General features: G+C 71.7%; 10 protein-coding genes. 8 read left to right on the top strand and 2 right to left on the bottom strand.

The genetic code is table 11. The features are described 5' to 3' along the window. Positions 1-124: 124 nt before the first annotated feature. Positions 125-1,339 (bottom strand): capsule polysaccharide biogenesis protein, encoded by a 1,215-nt coding sequence (locus FDP22_RS07015; RefSeq protein ID WP_170317615.1) that lies wholly within the window; start codon positions 1,337-1,339, stop codon positions 125-127. Between the two features lie 142 nt (positions 1,340-1,481). Here FDP22_RS07015 and FDP22_RS07010 point away from each other — a divergent pair, with 142 nt between their 5' ends. The 4 genes from FDP22_RS07010 (at position 1,482) to FDP22_RS06995 (ending at position 12,408) form a co-directional block, all read left to right on the top strand. Continuing rightward, entirely contained in the window at positions 1,482-2,684 is a 1,203-nt protein-coding gene (locus FDP22_RS07010; RefSeq protein WP_138572392.1) for a capsule polysaccharide biogenesis protein, read from the top strand. A 4-nt stretch (positions 2,685-2,688) separates the two neighbouring features. Further along, the gene (locus FDP22_RS07005; protein WP_138572393.1) at positions 2,689-3,465 is read left to right on the top strand and encodes an SDR family NAD(P)-dependent oxidoreductase; all 777 of its coding nucleotides are present in this window, start codon (positions 2,689-2,691) and stop codon (positions 3,463-3,465) included. 201 nt (positions 3,466-3,666) lie between these two features. Then, positions 3,667-11,052, top strand: coding sequence for a type I polyketide synthase (locus FDP22_RS25135; RefSeq protein WP_138572394.1), 7,386 nt, complete (start codon positions 3,667-3,669; stop codon positions 11,050-11,052). A 6-nt stretch (positions 11,053-11,058) separates the two neighbouring features. Beyond that, the gene (locus FDP22_RS06995; RefSeq protein ID WP_138572396.1) at positions 11,059-12,408 is read left to right on the top strand and encodes an aminotransferase class I/II-fold pyridoxal phosphate-dependent enzyme; all 1,350 of its coding nucleotides are present in this window, start codon (positions 11,059-11,061) and stop codon (positions 12,406-12,408) included. A gap of 498 nt (positions 12,409-12,906) precedes the next feature. Here the strand turns inward: FDP22_RS06995 and FDP22_RS06990 are convergent, their stop codons facing one another. Next, positions 12,907-13,500, bottom strand: coding sequence for a TetR/AcrR family transcriptional regulator (locus tag FDP22_RS06990; RefSeq protein WP_138572398.1), 594 nt, complete (start codon positions 13,498-13,500; stop codon positions 12,907-12,909). A gap of 84 nt (positions 13,501-13,584) precedes the next feature. On the opposite strand from FDP22_RS06990, the gene FDP22_RS06985 reads away from it, so the two are divergent. The 4 genes from FDP22_RS06985 (at position 13,585) to FDP22_RS06970 (ending at position 20,146) form a co-directional block, all read left to right on the top strand. Continuing rightward, entirely contained in the window at positions 13,585-14,697 is a 1,113-nt protein-coding gene (locus tag FDP22_RS06985; protein ID WP_138572400.1) for an efflux RND transporter periplasmic adaptor subunit, read from the top strand. Continuing rightward, positions 14,694-17,804, top strand: a complete 3,111-nt coding sequence (locus tag FDP22_RS06980; protein WP_138572402.1) for an efflux RND transporter permease subunit — start codon at positions 14,694-14,696, stop codon at positions 17,802-17,804. Before FDP22_RS06985 ends, FDP22_RS06980 begins: the two co-directional genes overlap by 4 nt. Before the next feature lie 342 nt (positions 17,805-18,146). Then, on the top strand, positions 18,147-19,124 hold the full coding sequence (argC, locus tag FDP22_RS06975) for an N-acetyl-gamma-glutamyl-phosphate reductase (RefSeq protein WP_138572404.1): 978 nt from the start codon (positions 18,147-18,149) through the stop codon (positions 19,122-19,124). Between the two features lie 491 nt (positions 19,125-19,615). Then, positions 19,616-20,146, top strand: a complete 531-nt coding sequence (locus tag FDP22_RS06970; protein WP_138572406.1) for a methanogen output domain 1-containing protein — start codon at positions 19,616-19,618, stop codon at positions 20,144-20,146. The last annotated feature ends 9 nt before the right edge of the window (positions 20,147-20,155 follow it).

Genomic DNA, 20,155 nt, shown 5'->3' with positions numbered 1-20,155 from the left:
CGTCTGGCAGGAACCTCGGCACCTGCCGGGACACCGGCGGGAGGGGTGCGGAGACCGGACGGGGGGCGTGCCGGATAACCGGCTGCATCCGCCGGGACGGATGGCGCGAGGAGGAGACGGCGGCTCAGAGCGGCGGCAGGGCTTCCAGCCGGGCGCAGATGCCCGCAATCGCCACCTTCACCCCCTCGGGATTGTAGAACGAGCCGCGCACCTGCCAATGGGCGGCAAGGGCCCGGCGCAGGTCGCGGGCGAGGGTGGGGTCCACCGGCTCCGGCGCGGTCCAGAACGTGTCGATCCCGCCCTGATGGGTGAGGCCGGCCATGTTGAACACCGCGTCGCCGAGGGCGATCACCGATTTCTCCACCCCGATCGCGTGCAGCCCGACGGTGGAATTGGCGAGGATCACCCCGCGCGAGGCCTGGATCAGCGGCGCGAGGCGCATGCTGTCGACCAGCTCCACCCGGCCGGCGATGCCGTGGCGCCGGGCCACGCGCGCCACCCGGCGCGGCCAGAACTCCAGCCCGCAGTCCAGCGGGTGGGTCTTGATGACCAGGCGCGAGTCGGCGGGGGCATGCGCGGCGAAGCTGGCGGCCACCTCGTCGAGCATCTCCTCGATATGGCCGTAATCGGTGGAGGCGCGGATCTGGTAATCCATCTGCAGCTGCAGCGCGACGAGGTAGAACGGGTAGGCGCCGGAAAGTGCGCGGTCCACCCTCGCCTCGTGGCGCGGGCCCGTCACCATGCCGGTGACAAGCTGGGTGAGCCATGCGAGGTATTCGGCCACCGGCCAGTAATACTTGTCCGAGCGGTAGAACGGGTAGAGCGGGCGCCCGAACACCATCGCGAGGTTGTAGCTCACCTCGCGCATGCTTTCCGCCCAGAAGCCGTGGGTGTAGCGCGCCGTCATGTCCGGGTCCGGATGGCCGGCGGCGAGGCGGCGGATCTCGGCCGGGTCGGACGGGATGGTGGAGTGCCGGCCCATGGCCTCCGGCTCCATGGTCAGCCAGTCCGGGCGCAGGTATCCGAACTCGATGGCGTGCACGCGGATGCCGCGCGCCTTCGCCTGTGCCAGCGCCGCCACGTGGTAGGGCAGCCGGTCGGCGTAGTAGAGGATGTCGGTGATGCCCTCGCGCGCGAGATAGGCGCCGAGCCAGGCCTCCCAGCCGTCGAAGCCGCCGCGGTAATTGTCCGCGCCGCGGCGGGGCCAGCTCAGCCAGTCGGCCGTGTTGAGGTTGATGCGCCGCACGCCATGGCCACGCGCCCTGAGGGCATCGCCCAGACGGACCCAGAACAGGCCCGGGGGGCCCTGCAGGAACAGGAATCGGCGTGAGGGGGGCATGGGTCCTGAAGGCAAAAGGGCTTCAACTTGTCCGCCGCAGTGGATAGACAGAGGAAGGTAGGCTGTCAACACGAGACCGGGCAACGCACCCGGCAGCGGACACCGCATCAGGAGCCACCTCGGGAACCACCTCAGGAGCCACATGCCGACGACGCGCCGCCACTTCCTGCTGCTGCAAGGTCCCTGCTCCTGGTTCTTCACCTATCTTGCCGAGGCGCTGCGGCGCTCGGGCGCCGACGTGACCCGGGTGATCTTCTGCCCGGGCGACCGGCTGTTCTGGCGCGGCCCCGGCGCCGTGGCCTTCCGCGGCCGCCGCGAGGACTGGCCCGGCTTCGCCCGCGCCCTTGCCGCGGAGCGCGGCATCACCGACATGGTGAGCCTCGGGGACGGGCGGTTCCTGCACGCTGCCGCCATCGCGGCGCTGCGCCCCGAGGGGGTCCGCGTGCACCTGGTCGAGCAGGGATACCTGCGCCCGGCCTTCCTCACCGTGGAGCCCGACGGCACAGGCGGGCACAGCCGCTTCCCCTCCGATCCCGCGACGATCCGCCGCCTCGCGGCAGATGCGCCGCCGCTGCCCCGGCCGTCCTACCGTTCCAGCTTCGCCGCCTTCTCGGCCATGGACGTATCCTTCAGCCTGGCCAACCTGCTGACGGGGCGGATCTTCTACCCGCATTACCGCACCCATGCCCTGGACGGGCCCTTGCGCGAATGGGCCGGATGGGTGGGCAAGGCGCTGCGCTACCCGGCCCGCGCCCGGGGCCGCGACGCCGCCCTCGCCCGCATCGCGGCGCACCGCGGTCCGAAATTCCTCTTGCCCCTGCAGCTCGAAACCGACTACCAGATCCGCCTGCACGGGCCGGAGGAGGGCTTGCGGGCCACCCTGAACCGGGTGATCGCCTCCCACGCGGCCCATGCCGGGCCGGATGCGATGCTCATCGTCAAGCCTCACCCGCTCGACAACGGCCACGCGCCCTGGGCGCGGCTGGTGCGCGACAGCGGGCATCCCCGGTGCGTCTGGCTCGACGGCGGCACTCTCGACACTATGTTGTCGGAGATGGTGGGAGTTGTAACCGTGAACTCGACCGTTGGCCTCACGGCGCTGCGCGCCGGCGTGCCGGTGCTGGCTCTCGGCAGGGCGATCTACGATGTCCCCGGCCTCACCGCGCAGGACGGGCTCGACGCCTTCTGGCAGAGCCCGCCCCGCCCGGATGCAGAGCTTCTCGATGCGTTCCTGCGTGCCCTGGCAGCCACGATTCAGGTTCCGGGAAATTTCGACGGCACAGGCGCCAGGCCCGGCGCCGAGGCCGTGGCCGGGCGGCTTCTCGCCCCAGCGGAGGTCGATTGACCAGATGACCGACTTCAGACGCATCGTCCTCACCGGCGCCTCCTCCGGCATCGGCGCCGCACTGGCCGCCGAACTGGCCGGACCGGACCGCGAGATCCTGCTGGTCGGGCGCAACGCCGCCCGGCTGGAGGCGGTGGGCGACCTGCTGCGCATGAAGGGCACCCGCGTGGACACGGCCACGCTCTCCGTCACCGATACCGACGGCATGGCCCGCCTGCTGGCCGATTACGACGCGCTGGGGCCGGTCGACCTGGTGATCGCCAATGCCGGCATCTCCGGCGGCCTGTCGGGGCGTGACAGGCCCGAGCCGGAGGGGCTGGGCCGCGCCCAGGTGGAAACCAACCTGCTCGGCGTGCTCAACACGGTGGAGCCGCTGCTGGAGCCGATGATGGCCCGCAAGGCCGGGCGGTTCGTGCTGATATCCTCGATGGCCGCCATCCGGCCGCAGCCGGACCTGCCGTCCTATTCCGCCTCCAAGGCCGGGGTGCGGGCCTATGGCATCGCCCTGCGCGGCTGGCTGCGCCCCCTGGGCGTGGGGGTGACGGTGGTCTGCCCCGGGTTCGTCACCTCGCCCATGTCCGCGCGGCACGGCGGGTTCAAGCCCTTCGAGATGAGCGCGGAGCGCGCGGCGCGCATCATCCTCTCCGGCGCGCGGCGCGGACGCTCCTCGGTGATCTTTCCGCTGCCGCTCGCCCTGCTCGCCTGGGGTGCGAACCTGCTCCCCCCCGCAATCTCCGAGCGTCTTGAGCGTGTTTTTGCGGCACGCATCGAACCAGGATGATGGACGCCGGCAGAAATATCGTGAAGAATCGGGCAAATGGTGGCTTGAAGGCCTCGTTACTTCAGCTAAGGTGCAGAGAATGCTGCACTGCAAAAACAGTGGCAGGCATGTGGGACGACTCCTTGTTGGCGACAGCACACACTCGGGCAGGATGCCGCGAGTTGGCGGCATGGCATCCCGAGACATCAAAAGGTACCGTGCATGAGCACTGACTTCAGCGGCTACGACATTGCGGTTACCGGATATGCGTGTCGCCTGCCCGGGGCCTCCTCCCCGACCGACTTCTGGAAGATCCTGGAAGACGGCAGCTGCGTCATCTCCGAAATCGCCAGGGACCGCTTCGAAACCGGGCTGATCTACGACCCCGATCCCTCCGCCCGCGGCAAGTCCTACACGCTGGCCGCCGGACAGCTGGAGAATGTCTGGGATTTCGACCCGGGCTTCTTCTCGCTCTCCCCGCGCGAAGCCACGCAGATGGACCCCCAGCACCGCGTGCTGCTGCAGGTGGTCTGGGAGGCGCTGGAGCATGGCGGGCTGCGGCCCGGCGAGATGAATTCGGAACGCACGGGCGTGTTCGTGGGCGCCTCCAGCTCGGATTACTCGAACCATTTCTTCTTCGACCTGTCGCGAATCGACAGCCAGTTCATGACCGGCAACACCCTGTCGATCGTCTCGAACCGCATCAGCTACCTGCTGAACCTGCGCGGGCCCTCCTTCACGGTGGACACCGCCTGCTCCTCCTCCTTCTACGCGCTGCACCAGGCCTGCCAGTCGCTGGCGAAGGGCGAGATCGACACTGCCATCGTCGCCGGGGTGAACCTGCTGCTGTCGCCCGGGCCCTTCGTGGGCTTCTCGCGCGCCTCGATGCTCTCGCCCAACGGGCTGTGCAAGGCCTTCGACGCCTCGGCCGACGGCTACGTGCGCTCCGAGGGCGCGGTGGCCTTCATCCTGCGCCGCGGCGACGTGGCCCGGGCCGAGGGCGACATCGTGCGCTCCATGCTCATGGGCTCGGGAATCAACTCCGACGGCCGCACGGTGGGCATGTCGCTGCCCTCCATGCCGCGCCAGCGCGCCCTGCTCGAACACATGCGCGAGGCCTTCGGGCTGAACCCGGACGACCTTGCCTTCCTCGAGGCGCATGGCACCGGCACCGCGGTGGGTGACCCGATCGAGGCCATGGCCATCGGCGAGACCTTCGGCCAGCCGCGCGGCAGCGCCCTGCCCGTGGGCTCGGCCAAGACGAATTTCGGCCATCTGGAGCCCGCCTCCGGCCTCGTGGGCCTGCTGAAGGCGCAGATGGCGCTGGAAAAGCACCGCCTGCCCGCCTCGCTGCACGTGAGGGAGCTGAACCCGAACATCGATTTCGCCACGCTGAACCTCGAGGTCGCCACCGAGGCGCGGGACATCCCGCGGCGCGAGCGGCCCTGGGTGGCCGGGGTGAACTCCTTCGGCTTCGGCGGCGCGAACGCGCATGTGCTGCTGCGCCAGCCCGAAGCGGCCGAGCGCGGCGGCCTCGCCCCCGCTCCCGCGCCGCGGGCCCTGCCGCTGAGCGCGGCCACGGCCGAGAGCCTCACCGAACTGGCCCGCGCCTGGCGCGACCGGCTGGCCGATGCCGCCGAGGCCGAGGTGCCCGCCCTCGCCAATGCCGCCGCCTGGCGCCGGGAGACCATGCCGCACCGGCTCGTCGCCCTGGGCACCAGCCGCGAGGAGCTGGTCGAGGCGCTGGACGCCCATATCGGCGCGCGCAAGCTGCCCGGGCTCGTCTCCGGGCGCAGCACCCGCACCGCCGGCAAGACCGCCTTCGTCTTCTCCGGCAATGGCTCGCAATGGGCCGGCATGGGGCGCTTCCTGCATGAGACGAACCCGGTGTTCGCCGCCCGGTTCGACACCGTGGCCGCCCTGTTCGCCGAGCGCGGCGGGGCCGACCTGAAGGCCCTCCTTGCCGCGGACGACCTGGAGGCGCAGCTCGGCTCCGCCGCCGTGGCGCAGCCGGTGCTGTTCGGCGTGCAGATGGCCACGGTCGCGGCGCTGGCCGCGGAGGGGCTGAAGCCGGACGCCGTGGCCGGGCATTCGGTGGGCGAAGTCGCCGCCGCCTGCACCGCCGGCATCATCTCGCTCTCCGACGCCGTCCAGCTCATCCACACCCGCTCGCTGGCGCTCGACACGCTGCGCGGCACGGGGGGCATGGCCGCGGTCTCCGCCGGCCCGGCCGACGTGGAGGCCGCGCTGGAGGATTCGGGCATCCAGGGCGTGTGCATCGCCGGCATGAACAGCCCGCGCTCCGTCACCGTCTCCGGCGACCGCGCGGCGATCAAGGCGCTGCTCGCCCATCTGCGCAAGACCCGCCGGGTGGCCGGCGTGATGCTGGAGATCGACCACCCCTACCACAGCCCGGCGGTGGAGCCCTTGCGCCGGCGCATGATCGACGACCTGAAGGGCCTGCAGCCGCAGGAGAGCACCGTCCTCTACGCCTCCTCCACCACGGGGCAGGTGGCGCACGGCAAGTCGCTCGACACGGATTACTGGTGGCGCAACGCCCGCGAGGTGGTGCGCTTCGAGGAAGCCGTGGAGGCGCTGTGCGAGGCCGGGGTGCAGACCTTCGTCGAAATCTCTCCGCGCCCGGTGCTGCAGAACTACGTGAAGGACAAGCTGCGCGGGCTGGGCCATTCCGGCACCTTCGCCAGGACGCTGGACCAGGGCGCGGCGGCGGACACGCCGGCCGCCGCCATGGCCGCCGCCGCCTTCACCGTGGGCGCCGCGCTGGACCGCACCGCCTTCTTCGGCCCGCGCGCCACGGCGCCCGACGCCCTGCCCTCCTACCCCTGGGCCAACACCGCCTTCCGCGCCGAAGCCACCTGCGAAGCCGCGAACAACTGGGGCCTGCAGGACTTCCATCCGCTGATCGGCCGCCCGATGGTGCTGGGCCAGACCGTGTGGCAGGGCGACGTGAACCCCCGCACCCTGCCCTGGCTGGCCGACCACCAGGTGGACGGGGCCATCGTGTTCCCCGCCGCCGGCTTCGTGGAGATGGCCCTGGCCGCCGGAACGCGGATGCTGGGCCGCGAGACCGTCGAGCTCAGCGATTTCGAGATCCTCCGCCCGCTGGTGCTGGACGCGCAGACCGGCGGCGCCGAGACCCGGGTGACCGGCGACGTGCTCACCGGCGTGGTGCGCATCGAGGCGCGGCCGCGCCTTTCGGACGGCGACTGGGCCCTGCATGCCTTCGGCACCGTGCGCTCCATGCCCTCCACGGCGCATGCGCGCATCGCGGATTTCAGCGGCGGCACCCCGCTTCCCGCCGCGGCCTTCTATCCGCCGCTGGCCGCGCTCGGCCTCGCCTACGGCCCCAGCTTCGCGCTGGCGGACAATGTCCGCGTCTCCGGCGCCCGGGCCCGGGCCGAGATCGACCCGGCCCGCGGCCCGCAGGACGCGCGCTTCTGCCTCAACCCCGCCCAGCTCGACGCCGGCATGCACGGGGTGTTCCGCCTGGTGACCGAGCACGCGCCGGAGGGCAGCATCGACGGATTGGTGTTCCTGCCGGTGCGCTTCGGCGCCCTGCGCCTGCTGCGCCCGGGCATCGACGCCACCTCCGTGCGCATCGAGATCACCCGGCGCTCCGTGCGCGGCGTGGAACTGCGCCTCACCCTGCACGGCGCCGATGGCGAGACCGTGGCGGCGGTGGAGGGGCTGCGCCTGCAGGCCGCGCGCCTGCACGGCCGCACCGGGCGTGACGACATCGCCTGGCGCCAGCGTCTCGTGCGGCTGCGCCCGACGGATTTCAACGTCGCCCTGCCGAAGGGCTGGGCCTCGCCCGCAGCAAGGCTGCGCGCCCTCGGGGCGGCCTCCGTCTCCGAGCCGGACCCCGACGCCGGCGCGCTGCTGCTGGACGCCGCCTGCCGGCGCCTGTGCTGGGATGCCGTCGCGCCCCATGCCGAGGGCGGCCGCCTGCCGCCGGTGCCGCAGCGGGTGGACGCCTCGGCCCTGCCGCTGTTCGAGCGCATGCGCGCCGCGCTGGAAGAGGACGGCGCGGTGGAGGATGACCGACTGGCCACCACCTGCCCCTTCCCGGGCATGGACGAGCTGGTCGAGATGCTGATCCGCGAGGCGCCGGAGCGCGCCTCCGACGTGCTGGACCTGATGCGGCTGGAGACCACGCTGGCCGGGCTGCTGACCGATGGCCTGCCCGCCGAGGCGCCGGCGCCCGGAGGCGTGGACCTCTCCGCGGCGCAGCGCGCGCTGTGGCAGGTCTCCGCGCGGGTGCTGGTCGATCTCGCCGAACACTGGCCGGGCGATGACCGGCTGAACGTGCTGCTGCTCGGCTCCGTGCCGCCGGCGGCGCTGGCCGGGCTGCTGGCCGGCGGCCGGGTGGACACGGTCACCGTCACCGCCGCCACCGAGCGGCAGGTGGAGCTGATGCGCCGCACCCTGCCGCATGACCCCGCGCTCTCCATCCGCCCGATCTCCGAGGCGCTGGAGCCGCTGGGCCATGACGTGATCCTCTCGGTGGACAGCCTGGCCCAGCTCTCCGACGAACGCCGCGAGCTGCTGTCCGAGAGCCTCGCGCTCTCCGGCCTCCTGCTGGCGGTGGAGCCGGCGCCGAGCCTGGCGCGCGACCTCCAGCACGGCAGCAGCACCGCCTGGTGGGCCGAGCGCGGCACCCCGGACTGGGAGGACCTGCTCTCCGACGGGTTCCGCGAGATCACCCGCCAGCCGCTGGACACGGGCACCGTGGAAGCCGTGCTGCTCACCGGCCGCCCGCGCCAGCAGGCCGTGCGCGCCAACCTGCCCGAAGCGCGCAGCGAGACCGACCGCGCCGCGCTGCTGGTGCTGGCCGACCAGCGGCCCGCCAACCTGCAGCTTGCCGCCTTCGTGGAGGCCTCGCTCTCCACCTCCGGCCTGCGGGTGGAGTGCTGCACCGCCGGGGATGCGCCGCTGCACTCCGCCCCCGCGACGGACGTGATCCACCTCGCCGACCTCGCGCAGGACGGGGAAGACCCGCTGGGCGTGGCCGAACGGCGGATCGCGACCCTGCGCAGCCTGATCGGGCTGGAGCACCGGCCGCTGCGCATCTGGACCGTGTGCCGCGGCGGCCGCCCCGGCGCCACCGGCCCCGCCGCCGGCCGCCTGCCCGGCGATGCCGCCACCTGGGGTGCCATGCGCGTGCTGGCGAACGAGTATCCGCAGACCGACTTCCGCACCATCGACTTCGCCCCCGAGATCGAGGCCGAGGCGCTGGCGGAGGAGCTGTGCAGCCTCGTGCTCTCCGGCCCGTCGGATTCCGAGATCGTCGTCGGCCCGGGCACCGTGCTCTCGCCGCGGGTGGAGCCGATCCGTGAGCTGCGCGACAACGCCCGCACCGGCGACGCGCTGCGGCTGGAGATCGGCCAGCAGGCCGCCCTCGACACCCTGGGCTGGCACGCCGCCACCCGCCGCGCCCCCGGGCCGCGCGAGGTGGAGATCGAGGTGCGCGCCACCGGCCTGAACTTCCGCGACCTGATGTGGGCGCAGGGCCTCCTGCCCGAGGAGGCGCTGGAGGACGGGTTCGCCGGCCCCACGCTGGGCATGGAATGCTCCGGCACGGTGATCCGCGCCGGCCGACAGTCCGGCTTCCGCAAGGGCGACGCGGTGATCGCCTTCGCGCCCTCCTGCTTCGCGAGCCATGTCACCGTGGGCTCCGAGGGCGTGGCGAAACTGCCCGCCGGCACCTCCTTCGAGACCGCGGCCGCCGTGCCCACCATCTTCGTGACCGCGCAATACGCGCTCGCCACGCTGGCCAACCTGCGCCGGGGCGAGACCCTGCTGGTGCATGGCGGCGCCGGCGGCGTGGGCCTCGCGGCATTGCAGATCGCCCGGCGGATGGGCGCGAAGGTGATCGCCACCGCCGGCACGCCGGCCAAGCGCCGGCTGCTGAGCCATCTCGGCGCCGACGCGGTGTTCGACAGCCGCTCCCTCGCCTTCTCCGACGACGTGATGGCCTGGACCGGGGGCACCGGCGTGGACGTGGTGCTGAACTCGCTCGCCGGCGAGGCGATGGAGCGCTCGCTGCAGTGCCTGCGCCCCTTCGGCCGGTTCATCGAGCTGGGCAAGCGCGACTTCTACGCCAACACGCGGCTGGGCCTGCGGCCGTTCCGCAAGAACCTCAGCTATTTCGGTGTCGATGCCGACCAGTTGCTGAGCCAGCGGCCGGACCTGGCCGAGGGCCTGCTCTCGGACATCGCCGCGGGCTTCGAGCAGGGCGACTACTCCGCCCCGCCGTGCCAGATCTTCGAGGGCACCGAGATCGTCGACGCCTTCCGGCTGATGCAGCAGTCCCGCCACATCGGCAAGATCATCGTCTGCCCGCCGCAACCGCGCGCCGCGAAGCAGCGCCCGGAACCCGCGCCCATCCGCGATGCCTGGCTGATCGCCGGCGGGCTGGGGGGCTTCGGCCTCGCCACCGCGCGCTGGCTGGCCGACCAGGGCGCAAGCGCCATCTGGCTGGTGAGCCGCTCCGGCGCTCCGCGCGAGGCGGACGCGCCCGCGCTCGCCGCCCTGCGCGAAACCGGCATCCGGGTGGAGACCCGCGCCGCGGACATCACCGACACCGCGGCCCTGCGCGGCATCATCCACGAGATCGAGGCCGGCGAGGCGCCGCTGCGCGGGGTGATCCACGCCGCGATGCTGCTGCGCGACGCGATGGAGCGCGACCTCTCGGCGCAGGACATCCACGCGGTGATGGCGCCGAAGATCACCGGCGCGCGGCTGCTCGACGAGCTGACCCGCGACGCCGCGCTGGACCATTTCTGGCTCTACTCCTCGGTCACCACCCTGTTCGGCAACCCCGGCCAGCTGCCCTACGTGGCCGCGAACACCGCGCTGGAAAGCCTCGCCGCCGAGCGCCGGGAGGCCGGGCGCCCCGGCCTCGCCATCGCCTGGGGCCCGATCGCCGACCAGGGCTACCTCACCCGCGAGACCCGCACCCGCGAGGTGCTGGACAAGCGGATGGGCACCCGCATGCTCACCGCCGCCGAGGCGCTGGCCAACCTGCGCCACCTGCTGGACGCCGGGCTGCCGGACGCCGCCGTCTCCATCGCGCCGATGCGCTGGCGCAGCCTCGCCTCCGACCTCGCGTTGCTGAGCCGGCCGCTGTTCTCGCGCATCGATATGGGCGAGCCGGGCGGCATGGCCGACGGCGTGGCCGACCTGATGGCGATGATCGACGGGCTCTCCGACGACGCGGCGATCAAGAAGATCACCGCCGCGCTCGCCATCGAGACGGCGCGAATCCTGCGCCAGCCGGCCTCGGACATCGACCCCTACCAGCCGCTCACCGAGCTCGGCTTCGACAGCCTGATGGCGATGGACCTGAAGCTCGCCGCCGAGGAGGCGATGGGCATCACCATCCCGCTGCTCTCCATCGGCGACGGCATGACCCTGGCGCAGCTTTCCGGCCGCATCCTGGGCCAGTTGCGCGGCCAGTCCGTCACCGTCACCGGAGACGACAACGCGGACAAGCTGGTGAGCAAGCACATGGGGGGCGTGACCGACGCCATCGACGAGGATATCGTGAAGCGCGTGACCGATCACGCATCGAGTATCAAGGACTGACTTCGAATGGCCGAGAACCCGCTCCTAGACTCGCTGAGGCAGGCGCGCAGCGCCCGCCGGCAGCGCCGTCAGGACCACCCCTCCGAGGCGCCGCTCGACGACGCTCCCGTCACCCGCCCCGCGCATGGGTTCGATTTCACCGGCCTGCCCGCGTTCAAGCAGATGCGCCTGCAGCAGGCCGCGGCGGAGCTGATCGGCATCGACAGCCCCTTCTTCCGCGTGCACGCCCATGAGGACGCCTCGCGGACGCTGATCGGCAACATGCGCTGCATCAACTTCGCCAGCTACAACTACCTCGGCCTGAACGACCACCCGGAGGTGCGCGCCGCCGCCACCGAGGCGGTGGACCGCTACGGCATCTCCGCCGGGGCCAGCAGGCTGGTGGGCGGCGAGCACGCCTATCACCGCCCGTTGGAGGAGGACATCGCCACCGCGCTCGGCACCGAGGACGCGCTGTGCTTCGTCTCCGGCCACGCCACGAACGTCTCGACCATCAGCACGATGATGGGCCCGAAGGACCTCGTTCTGGTCGACAGCCTGATCCACAATTCCATCTCCGAGGGCGTGCGCCTGTCCGGCGCGCAGCGCATGAGCTTCCCGCACAACGACTTCGCCTGGATCGACGAGACCCTGCGCCGCGTGCGCCGGCAGTTCGACCGGGTGCTGATCGTGGTCGAGGGGCTCTACTCCATGGACGGGGATTTCCCGGACCTGCCGCGCTTCGTGGAGGTGAAAACCCGCCATGACGCCTGGCTGATGGTCGACGAGGCCCATTCGCTGGGCGTGCTCGGCGCCACGGGGCGCGGCATCGCCGAACACCAGAACGTGGACCCGGCGACAGTCGAGATCTGGATGGGCACCATGTCGAAGACCCTGTCGAGCTGCGGCGGCTACATCGCCGGCTCGAAGGCGCTGATCGACATCCTGCGCTACTCGGCGCCGGGCTTCGTGTTCTCCGTCGGCCTCGCCGCGCCGCTGGCCGCGGCCGCGCGCAAGAGCCTGGAGATCATGCTGCGCGAGCCCGAGCGCGTGGCGCGCCTGGCCGAGAACGGCAAGCGCTTCCGCACCCGTGCGCGCGAGGCCGGGCTCGACACCGGCCTCTCCGAGGGCTACGCGGTCACCCCGGTGATCATCGGCGACAGCCTGCGCACCGCCTTCGCGGCCGACGACGTGTTGCGCGCCGGCGTGAATGCCCTGCCGATCATCGCCCCCGCGGTGCCCGACAAGCAGGCCCGGCTGCGCTTCTTCCTCACCTCCGAGCACACGGCGCACCAGATCGACGAGGCCGTGGCCAAGACGGCGGAAGCGGTGATCGCCCGGCAGGACGAGGACCTGATGGCGCGCCTGCGCTCCTGACCCCGCACCGACAGCCGGCAGCAGGCGGCGCCCCGCCTCCGCCGCGAAAGCAGGTACGGTCTTTGAGTTCAGCCGCGCGCACATGATCCGCCGCGCGAGCAGGTACGGTCGCGCGCACCGTCCTCCACGCAAGCACACACGGCCCGTGCGCTTATGGGAGCCACGCAAGCAGGTACGGTCGCGCATCGTCTGGCCACCTGCGTTCAGCCGCGCGCACCGTCCTCCACGCAGGCGCTTACGACCTGTGCGCCTACGGGCGCCACGCAAGCAGGTACGGTCGCGTAGCGTCTGACGGCACCTGCGTTCCGCCGCGCGCGCATGGTCCGCCGCGCGAGCGCGTGCAGCCGCACGCATTCCCTCGGCGGACGCGCGTGCGCTCCGCAGGCACGGGCTTTCGCCGCCCGCGCGGCCCTTTTCCCCGACGCGTCGCGAGATGCAGCGCCCATGTGGCGGGCGGGTGTCGGCCCTTCTCCCCGGGCGATGCCCCTGCCCGCGGCGTCAGCAGGCCCCTGTCGGCCCGGTATCGCGCACGGGCGCCTCCGCCCGCACCCGCTTCGCGGCGACCTGGAGGAACCGGTCCGACAGGTCTTCGTCATTCACGGCCCGCGAGATGAGCACCGCGCCGATCATGGTCGAGAGAACGGCCGGGGCCGCATCGTCGGCCTCCTCGCCCAGCCACTGCTCGAGGAGCGCGAGGTACTCCCGGATTCCGGCCTCGAAGGATGCCTTCACGTCCGGCCCCTGCCGGGCGGCATCCGAGCCGAGCGCCACGACCGGGCAGCCGTCCATCTTCTCCGCGCGGTGGTCCGTGCTGAGATAGAAGGCGCTCACCGCGCCCAGCGGGTCTTCCGGCGCCTGCGCGGCGGCCTCCGACCATCGGCCGAGGGCGGCCTCCAGCGCCCGCCGCGACGCCTGCACCGCCAGGTCCTCCTTCGACGCGAACTGCTTGTAGAACGCGCCCTGGGTCAGCCCCGCCCCCTTCATCAGGTCCTTCAGGCCGATGCCGTCGAATCCGCGTTCCCGGAACAGGCGGCTGGCCACGTTGATCACCGTTTCCCGGTTCTCCGCGGCTTGAAGGCGGCTCACGCGCATCGTCACTCTCCTTTTGGATTGCATTCATAATCTATATTCCCATATAGAGTTCGGACGCAATCTAATTTTGACGAGGCGACGCGCATGAAGAAGGCAACGAAGGTCGTGCTGGGGGGCGCGCTGATCGCGGGGGCGGCGGGCGCCGCCTTCGTGGTGCTGTCCCCACCCGCGCATCGGGCCGCGGCCGAAAACGATCCGAGACTGGACGCGCCGCTCGTCAGGATGGTGGCGGCCGCGCCGGTGATCGGGTTCGACCGCAGCTTCACCGGTGTCATCGGGGCGCGGGTGCAGAGCGCGCTCGGCTTCCGCGTGCCCGGCAAGATCGTGGAGCGCTTGGTGGACGTGGGCCAGCAGGTGACCGCCGGCCAGCCGCTGATGCGGATCGACGACACCGACCTCCGCCTCGCCCTCACCGCACAGCGCAACGCCGTCGCGGCGGCGCAGGCGGTTCTGGTGCAGGCACAGGCGGATGAGGCGCGCTACGACAGCCTGCTGAAGAAGGGCTGGGTTCCGCGGCAGCGCTACGAGCAGGCGAAGGCCGCGGCGGACACCGCGGCGGCGCAGCTCGCCGCCGCGGAGGCCGAGGCGCGGGTCACCGAGAACGCGGCGACCTATGCCGTTCTGGTGGCGGACGCGGACGGCACGGTGGTCGACACCCGCGGCGAGCCGGGACAGGTGGTTGCCGCCGGCCAGACCGTGGTCCAGATCGCCCGCACGGGGCCGCGCGAAGCGGTGGTCGCCCTTCCGGAGACGATCCGCCCGGAGATCGGCTCGGCAGCGGAGGCCAGCATCTATGGCAGCGACGACAGCCGGGTTCCGGCGCATCTGCGGCAATTGTCTGATTCCGCCGACCCGCAGACCCGCACCTTCGAGGCCCGCTACGTGCTCGACGGCGCGGCCGCGGCGGCGCCGCTGGGCGCGACGGTCACCCTCCGCATCACCGGCCTGGGCGGGCAGCCGAACGTCCAGGTGCCGCTGGGCGCGGTGCTCGACGACGGCACGCGCACCGGCGTCTGGGTGCTGGACGCCGCCAGCTCCACCGTGAGCTTCCGGCCCGTCACCCTCCTGCGCATGAGCAGCGAGGCGGTCGTGGTCGCCGGCCTGACGCCGGGAGACCCGGTCGTGGCCCTCGGGGCGCATCTCCTGCAGGAGGGCGCGCGCGTCAGGACGGCCTCCGGCACCGGGGGCACGCGATGAGCTTCAACCTCTCCGCGCTCGCCGTGCGCGAACGCGCCGTCACCCTGTTCTTCATCCTGCTGCTGGCTGCTGCGGGCGTCTATGCCTTCTTCATGCTCGGCCGGGGCGAGGACCCAAATTTCACCATCAAGACCCTCACGGTCACCACCGCCTGGCCGGGTGCCACGGCGCGCGAGATGCAGGATCTCGTCGCCGAACCGCTGGAGAAGCGGCTGCAGGAGCTGACCTGGTATGACCGGGTGGAGACCACCACCCGCCCCGGCTACGCCTACATGACCCTCACGCTGAAGGACGGCACGCCGCCCTCCGCGGTGCAGGAGGAGTTTTACCAGGCCCGCAAGAAGCTCGGCGACGAGGCCCCGAACCTGCCCGCCGGCGTGTTCGGCCCCTTCGTCAACGACGAGTATTCGGACGTGAGCTTCGCGCTCTACGCGCTGAAGGCGAAGGGCATGCCGATGCGCGACCTCGCGCGGCAGGCCGAGGTCCTCCGCCAGGACCTGCTGCACGTGCCCGGCGTGAAGAAGATCAACATCGTCGGCGAGCGCCCGGAGCAGATCTACGTGGAGTTCTCCCACGCCAGGCTGACGACGCTGGGCGTGTCCGCGCAGGACGTCATGGCCGCCCTGCAGCGGCAGAACACCGTCACCCCCGCGGGCTCGATCGACACGGACGGCCCGCAGGTGTTCATCCGCGTCGACGGGGCCTATGACAGCGTGCAGGCCATCGCCGACACGCCGATCGCGGCCGCGGGACGGATGCTGAAACTCTCCGACATCGCCGATATCCGCCGTGGCTACGAAGACCCCCCGACCTACCTCATCCGCCATCACGGGGAGCCCACAATCCTGCTCTCCGCGGTCATGCAGGACGGCTGGAACGGCCTCTCGCTGGGCGACGCGCTGGCGGCCCGGACCGCCGCCCTGGCGCAGACGCTGCCCCTCGGCATGACACTGGAAAAGGTGAGCGACCAGGCCGTCAACATCCGCTCCGCGGTCAACGAGTTCATGCTGAAATTCGCCATGGCGCTGAGCGTGGTGCTGCTGATCAGCCTGATCAGCATGGGCTGGCGCGTCGGCATCGTGGTGGCGGCGGCGGTGCCGCTGACACTGGCCGTGGTGTTCCTCGTGATGCTGGAAACCGGCCGGTTCTTCGACCGGATCACCCTCGGCGCGCTCATCCTGGCGCTGGGGCTGCTGGTGGATGACGCGATCATCGCCATCGAGGTGATGGTGGTGAAGATGGAAGAGGGCATGGACCGCATCAGGGCCGCGGCCTATGCGTGGAGCCACACGGCCGCGCCCATGCTCTCCGGCACGCTGGTCACCATCGCGGGCTTCCTTCCGGTGGGCTTCGCGCGGTCCACGGCCGGGGAATATGCCGGGAACATCTTCTGGATCGTGGGCTTCGCGCTCATCGTGTCCTGGATCGTCGCGGTGGTGTTCACGCCCTATCTCGGCGTGAAGATGCTGCCGGACATCAAGCCGGTGGAGGGCGGCCACGCGGCGATCTACGGCACACCGAACTACCAGCGCCTGCGGCGGCTGATCGTCTTCGCGGTGCGCCACAAGTTCGCGACCTGCGCCGTGGTGGGCATCGTCTTCGTGCTGGCCGTTCTCGGCATGGGCGGCGTGAAGCAGCAGTTCTTCCCCACCTCGGACCGCCCGGAGGTGCTGGTGGAAGTGCGCCTGCCCGAAGGCACCAGCATCGGGACGACGACCGCCACCGTGGAGAAGATCGAGACCTGGCTGGAGGGCCAGCCCGAGGCAAGCACCTTCACCAGCTACATCGGCCAGGGCGCGCCGCGCTTCTTCTTCGCCATGGCGCCGGAACTGCCGGACCCCGCCTTCGCCAAGATCGTGGTGCTGACCCCGGATGCGCAGGCGCGCGAGGCGCTGAACCACCGGCTGCGCGCGGCGGTGGCCGCCGGGCTGGCGCCGGAGGCGACTGTCCGCGTCACCCATCTCGTGTTCGGCCCCTACACGCCCTTCCCGGTGGAATTCCGCATCCTGGGGCCGGACCCGGCGCAGCTCTACGCCATATCCGAGCAGGCGCTGGAGATCATGCGCGGCGTTCCGGACGTGCGCCAGGCCAACCGTGACTGGGGCGACCGCACCCCCGTGCTGCGCTTCGTCCCGGACCAGGACCGGCTGAACCTCATCGGCCTGTCCCCGGCCGAGGTGGGCCAGCAGCTCCAGTTCCTGCTCACCGGCGTGCCCGTCACCCGGGTGCGCGAGGACATCCGCAATGTCCCCGTCGTCGCGCGCAGCGCCGGCGCCCAGCGGCTGGACCCGGAACATCTGGCGGATTTCTCGCTGATCAGCCGCGATGGCCGGGCCATTCCCCTCGACCAGATCGGCCATGCCGCGATCCGGCTGGAGGAGCCGATCCTGAAGCGCCGGGACCGCACGCCCCTCATCACCATCCGCTCGGACATCGACGAGGCAACCCAGCCTCCGGAGGTCTCGCAGGAGATCATGCAGGCGCTCCAGCCGCTGATCGCCTCGCTTCCGGCCGGCTACCGGATCGAGATGGGCGGCTCCATCGAGGAGGCCGCCAAGGCCAACACCGCGCTCGGGAAGGTCTTCCCGCTGATGATCGCGGTAACGCTGATCGTGCTCATGCTGCAGGTGCGGTCCTTCTCGACGATGACGATGGTGGTGCTGACGGCGCCGCTGGGCCTTGTCGGCGTGGTGCCGGTATTGCTGGCCTTCAACCAGCCCTTCGGCTTCAACGCCATCCTGGGCCTGATCGGGCTGGCCGGCATCCTGATGCGCAACACGCTGATCCTGACCGAGCAGATCAAGGAGAACCGCGCCGCCGGCCTCAGCGACTATCACGCCGTCATCGAGGCCACGGTGCAGCGCACGCGGCCGGTGATCCTCACCGCGCTGGCCGCCATTCTGGCCTTCATCCCGCTCACGCATTCGGTGTTCTGGGGGTCGATGGCCTACACGCTGATCGGCGGCACGGCGGCCGGAACGGTGCTGATCCTGCTGTTCCTGCCCGCCCTCTACGCCACCTGGTTCCGCATCAGGCCGACGGCGGACATGGCCCATGCCGGCAGCGCGGAGGCCCCGGACCTGCCCTCGAGGATCGCCGCCCAGTAGGCCCGGGTGACGAGAGCGGCGGCGGCCCGCCTCCGGGCCCCCGCCCGCCGGGGCCCACTTCCCTGCCCCCTCGCCGCGCCGGCCGGCCCGGCGCGGCGAGGGGCGCGTCCGCCCTGCCGGGCCTGACCTGATGATGCTCCGTGGCAAGGGCCGGGCGGGGCCGCGCCGCGCGGGCCCGGATCGGCGCCTCCATCGATGCGCCGTGCCGCCGCCGCGTCCCGATCGCTTGACTTGCCGGACGACTTGCGGGATGCGCTTCGTGCGGGCGGTGCGCCCGTCCCCCGGCCCCGCGGCCGCGGGGTCACCGACCATCCGCGCCCATAGCAACCACAGGACACCACCATGAGCATTCGCGTCGGCATTGTCGGGATCAGCGGTTTCGGCGGCGGCGAGGCGATGCGCCTGATCGCGGGCCACCCGGCGTTCGAGCTGGTCTACGCCGCGGGCGAAGGCAGCGCCGGCAGCCGGCTGGTGGACCGCTTTCCCGGCGTTCCGCAGAAGCTGGCCGGGCTGGTGATCGAGAAATGGGACCCCGCGGCCCTGCCGCAGCTCGACCTGCTGTTCGCCTCGCTGCCCACCGGCACCTCCGCCGAGGCGCTGGCGCGTGTGCCAGACGAGGTGAAGATCGTCGACATCGGCGGAGACCACCGCTACGCGGACGGGTGGGTATACGGCCTGGCGGATGTCTGGCCCGCGCGCATCGCGGGCCGGAGCCGGGTGGCCAACCCCGGCTGCTTTCCCGTGGCGACACTGAACACGCTGGCGCCGCTGCTGGTGAACCGGCTGATCGAGCCCGGCAACATCGTGATCGACGCGAAGACCGGCATTTCCGGCGCCGGCCGGGGCGGTGCGGACGCCCGGTTCGGCTACGCGGACACCAACGAGAACCTGCAGCCCTACGGCCTGCTGAAGCACGTCCACATGCCCGAGATGGCCCGGACGATCGAGGGGCTGAGCGCGGGCAGCGCGGCGGGGCTGGTGTTCACGCCCCACCTGGTGCCGATGACGCGCGGCGTGCTCGTCACCCTCTACTGCCGCGGCCGCGCCACCACGCAGGAATGCCTGGACGCGGCCCGCAGCTTCTACGCCGACCGGGCCTTCGTCCGCGTGACCGACAGGCCGCCGCAGACCAAATGGGCCACGGGCTCGAACCTCTCCTTCGTCAGCTATGCGGCCGACCCGGAGCGCAACCTCGTGATCGCGATGGGCGTGGTCGACAATCTTGGCAAGGGCGCGGCGGGCCAGGCGGTGCAGAATGCGAACCTGATGTCAGGCCTGCCGGAAACCGCGGGGCTGGACGGCGCACCCCTCTGGCCCTGACTCGCGGCGCGCGCCCTGCCACCGCCGGCACGGCGCCCTGAAGGCGCAGCACCGCCGGGCGATCTTCACCGCAAGGCGCGGGCTGCGGGGCGGCCGCACAGCCCGCACGCGGCCCCGGCAGGCTGGCCGCCGGCGGGCAGGGTGGCGGGCGTGATCCGCCGTAACCGGCCCCGATGCGCGGCCCGGGGGGCCGGCCTGCGTCCCGCCCCTTCCCCGCGCCCGGGAACGGCTCCCGCAAATCCCACGCAAGGGCGCCCCTGCCCCCCCTCCGGCCGCGTGAGGAAAACATGCGCCCGAACCGGGCGCCAGCATCCCGAACCGCGCCTCCACAGGGCGTCAGAGGCCCGCGCCCACGCCCGGCGGGCCCCGGCGGGCCGCGGCGCATCCTTGCCGCGTGCCGTGCCTGGCCGCGCCAGCGGCGGCATTCTGCTTGGAGGCTGCTGGCCCGGCATGCTACGTCTGGGAAACGCGCCTCGAAAGAGAGAAGACAGATGGGCGAAGATCTCCCCCGGCCGAAGCACGTTCCGGACCACCACAAGGACCCGTTCCTGAGATCGGTCCTGCGCGAACTGGTCGGCATCCTGGAAAGCACGGTGGGGGAGCGCGAGGCCGAAGCCTATATCAACCATGTCGGGCTCTCCGTGGGGCAGGTGCTCAACGAGGAGTATCGCGGCGCCTTCGAGGAGGAGCGGCTCGACCTGCGGCAGGTGGCCTTCACGCTGGTGGACCTCAAGGCGCGCATCGACGGCGGGTTCTCCATCGAGAGCATGAACCGCGATGAGATCGTGCTGGTCAACACTGCCTGCCCGTTCGGCGACAAGGTGATCGGGCGCACCTCGCTGTGCCGCATGACGGCGAATGTCTTCGGGCACATCGTGGCCGAGAACCTCGGCTACGCGAGCGTGGGGATCCGGGAGGCCATCGCGCGCGGCGACCCGCGCTGCCGGGTGACCATCCGCCTTGCCGGCCTCGCCCGGCCCGCCCATCCCCGGGACAGCGAATTCTTCGCAAGCGATCAGTAGGGAGCGCGG

Source organism: Paroceanicella profunda, assembly GCF_005887635.2.
Taxonomy (GTDB): Bacteria; Pseudomonadota; Alphaproteobacteria; order Rhodobacterales; family Rhodobacteraceae; genus Paroceanicella; species Paroceanicella profunda.
Note: the sequence above shows the minus strand (reverse complement) of the source record. Positions and strands in the feature narration are given on the sequence as shown.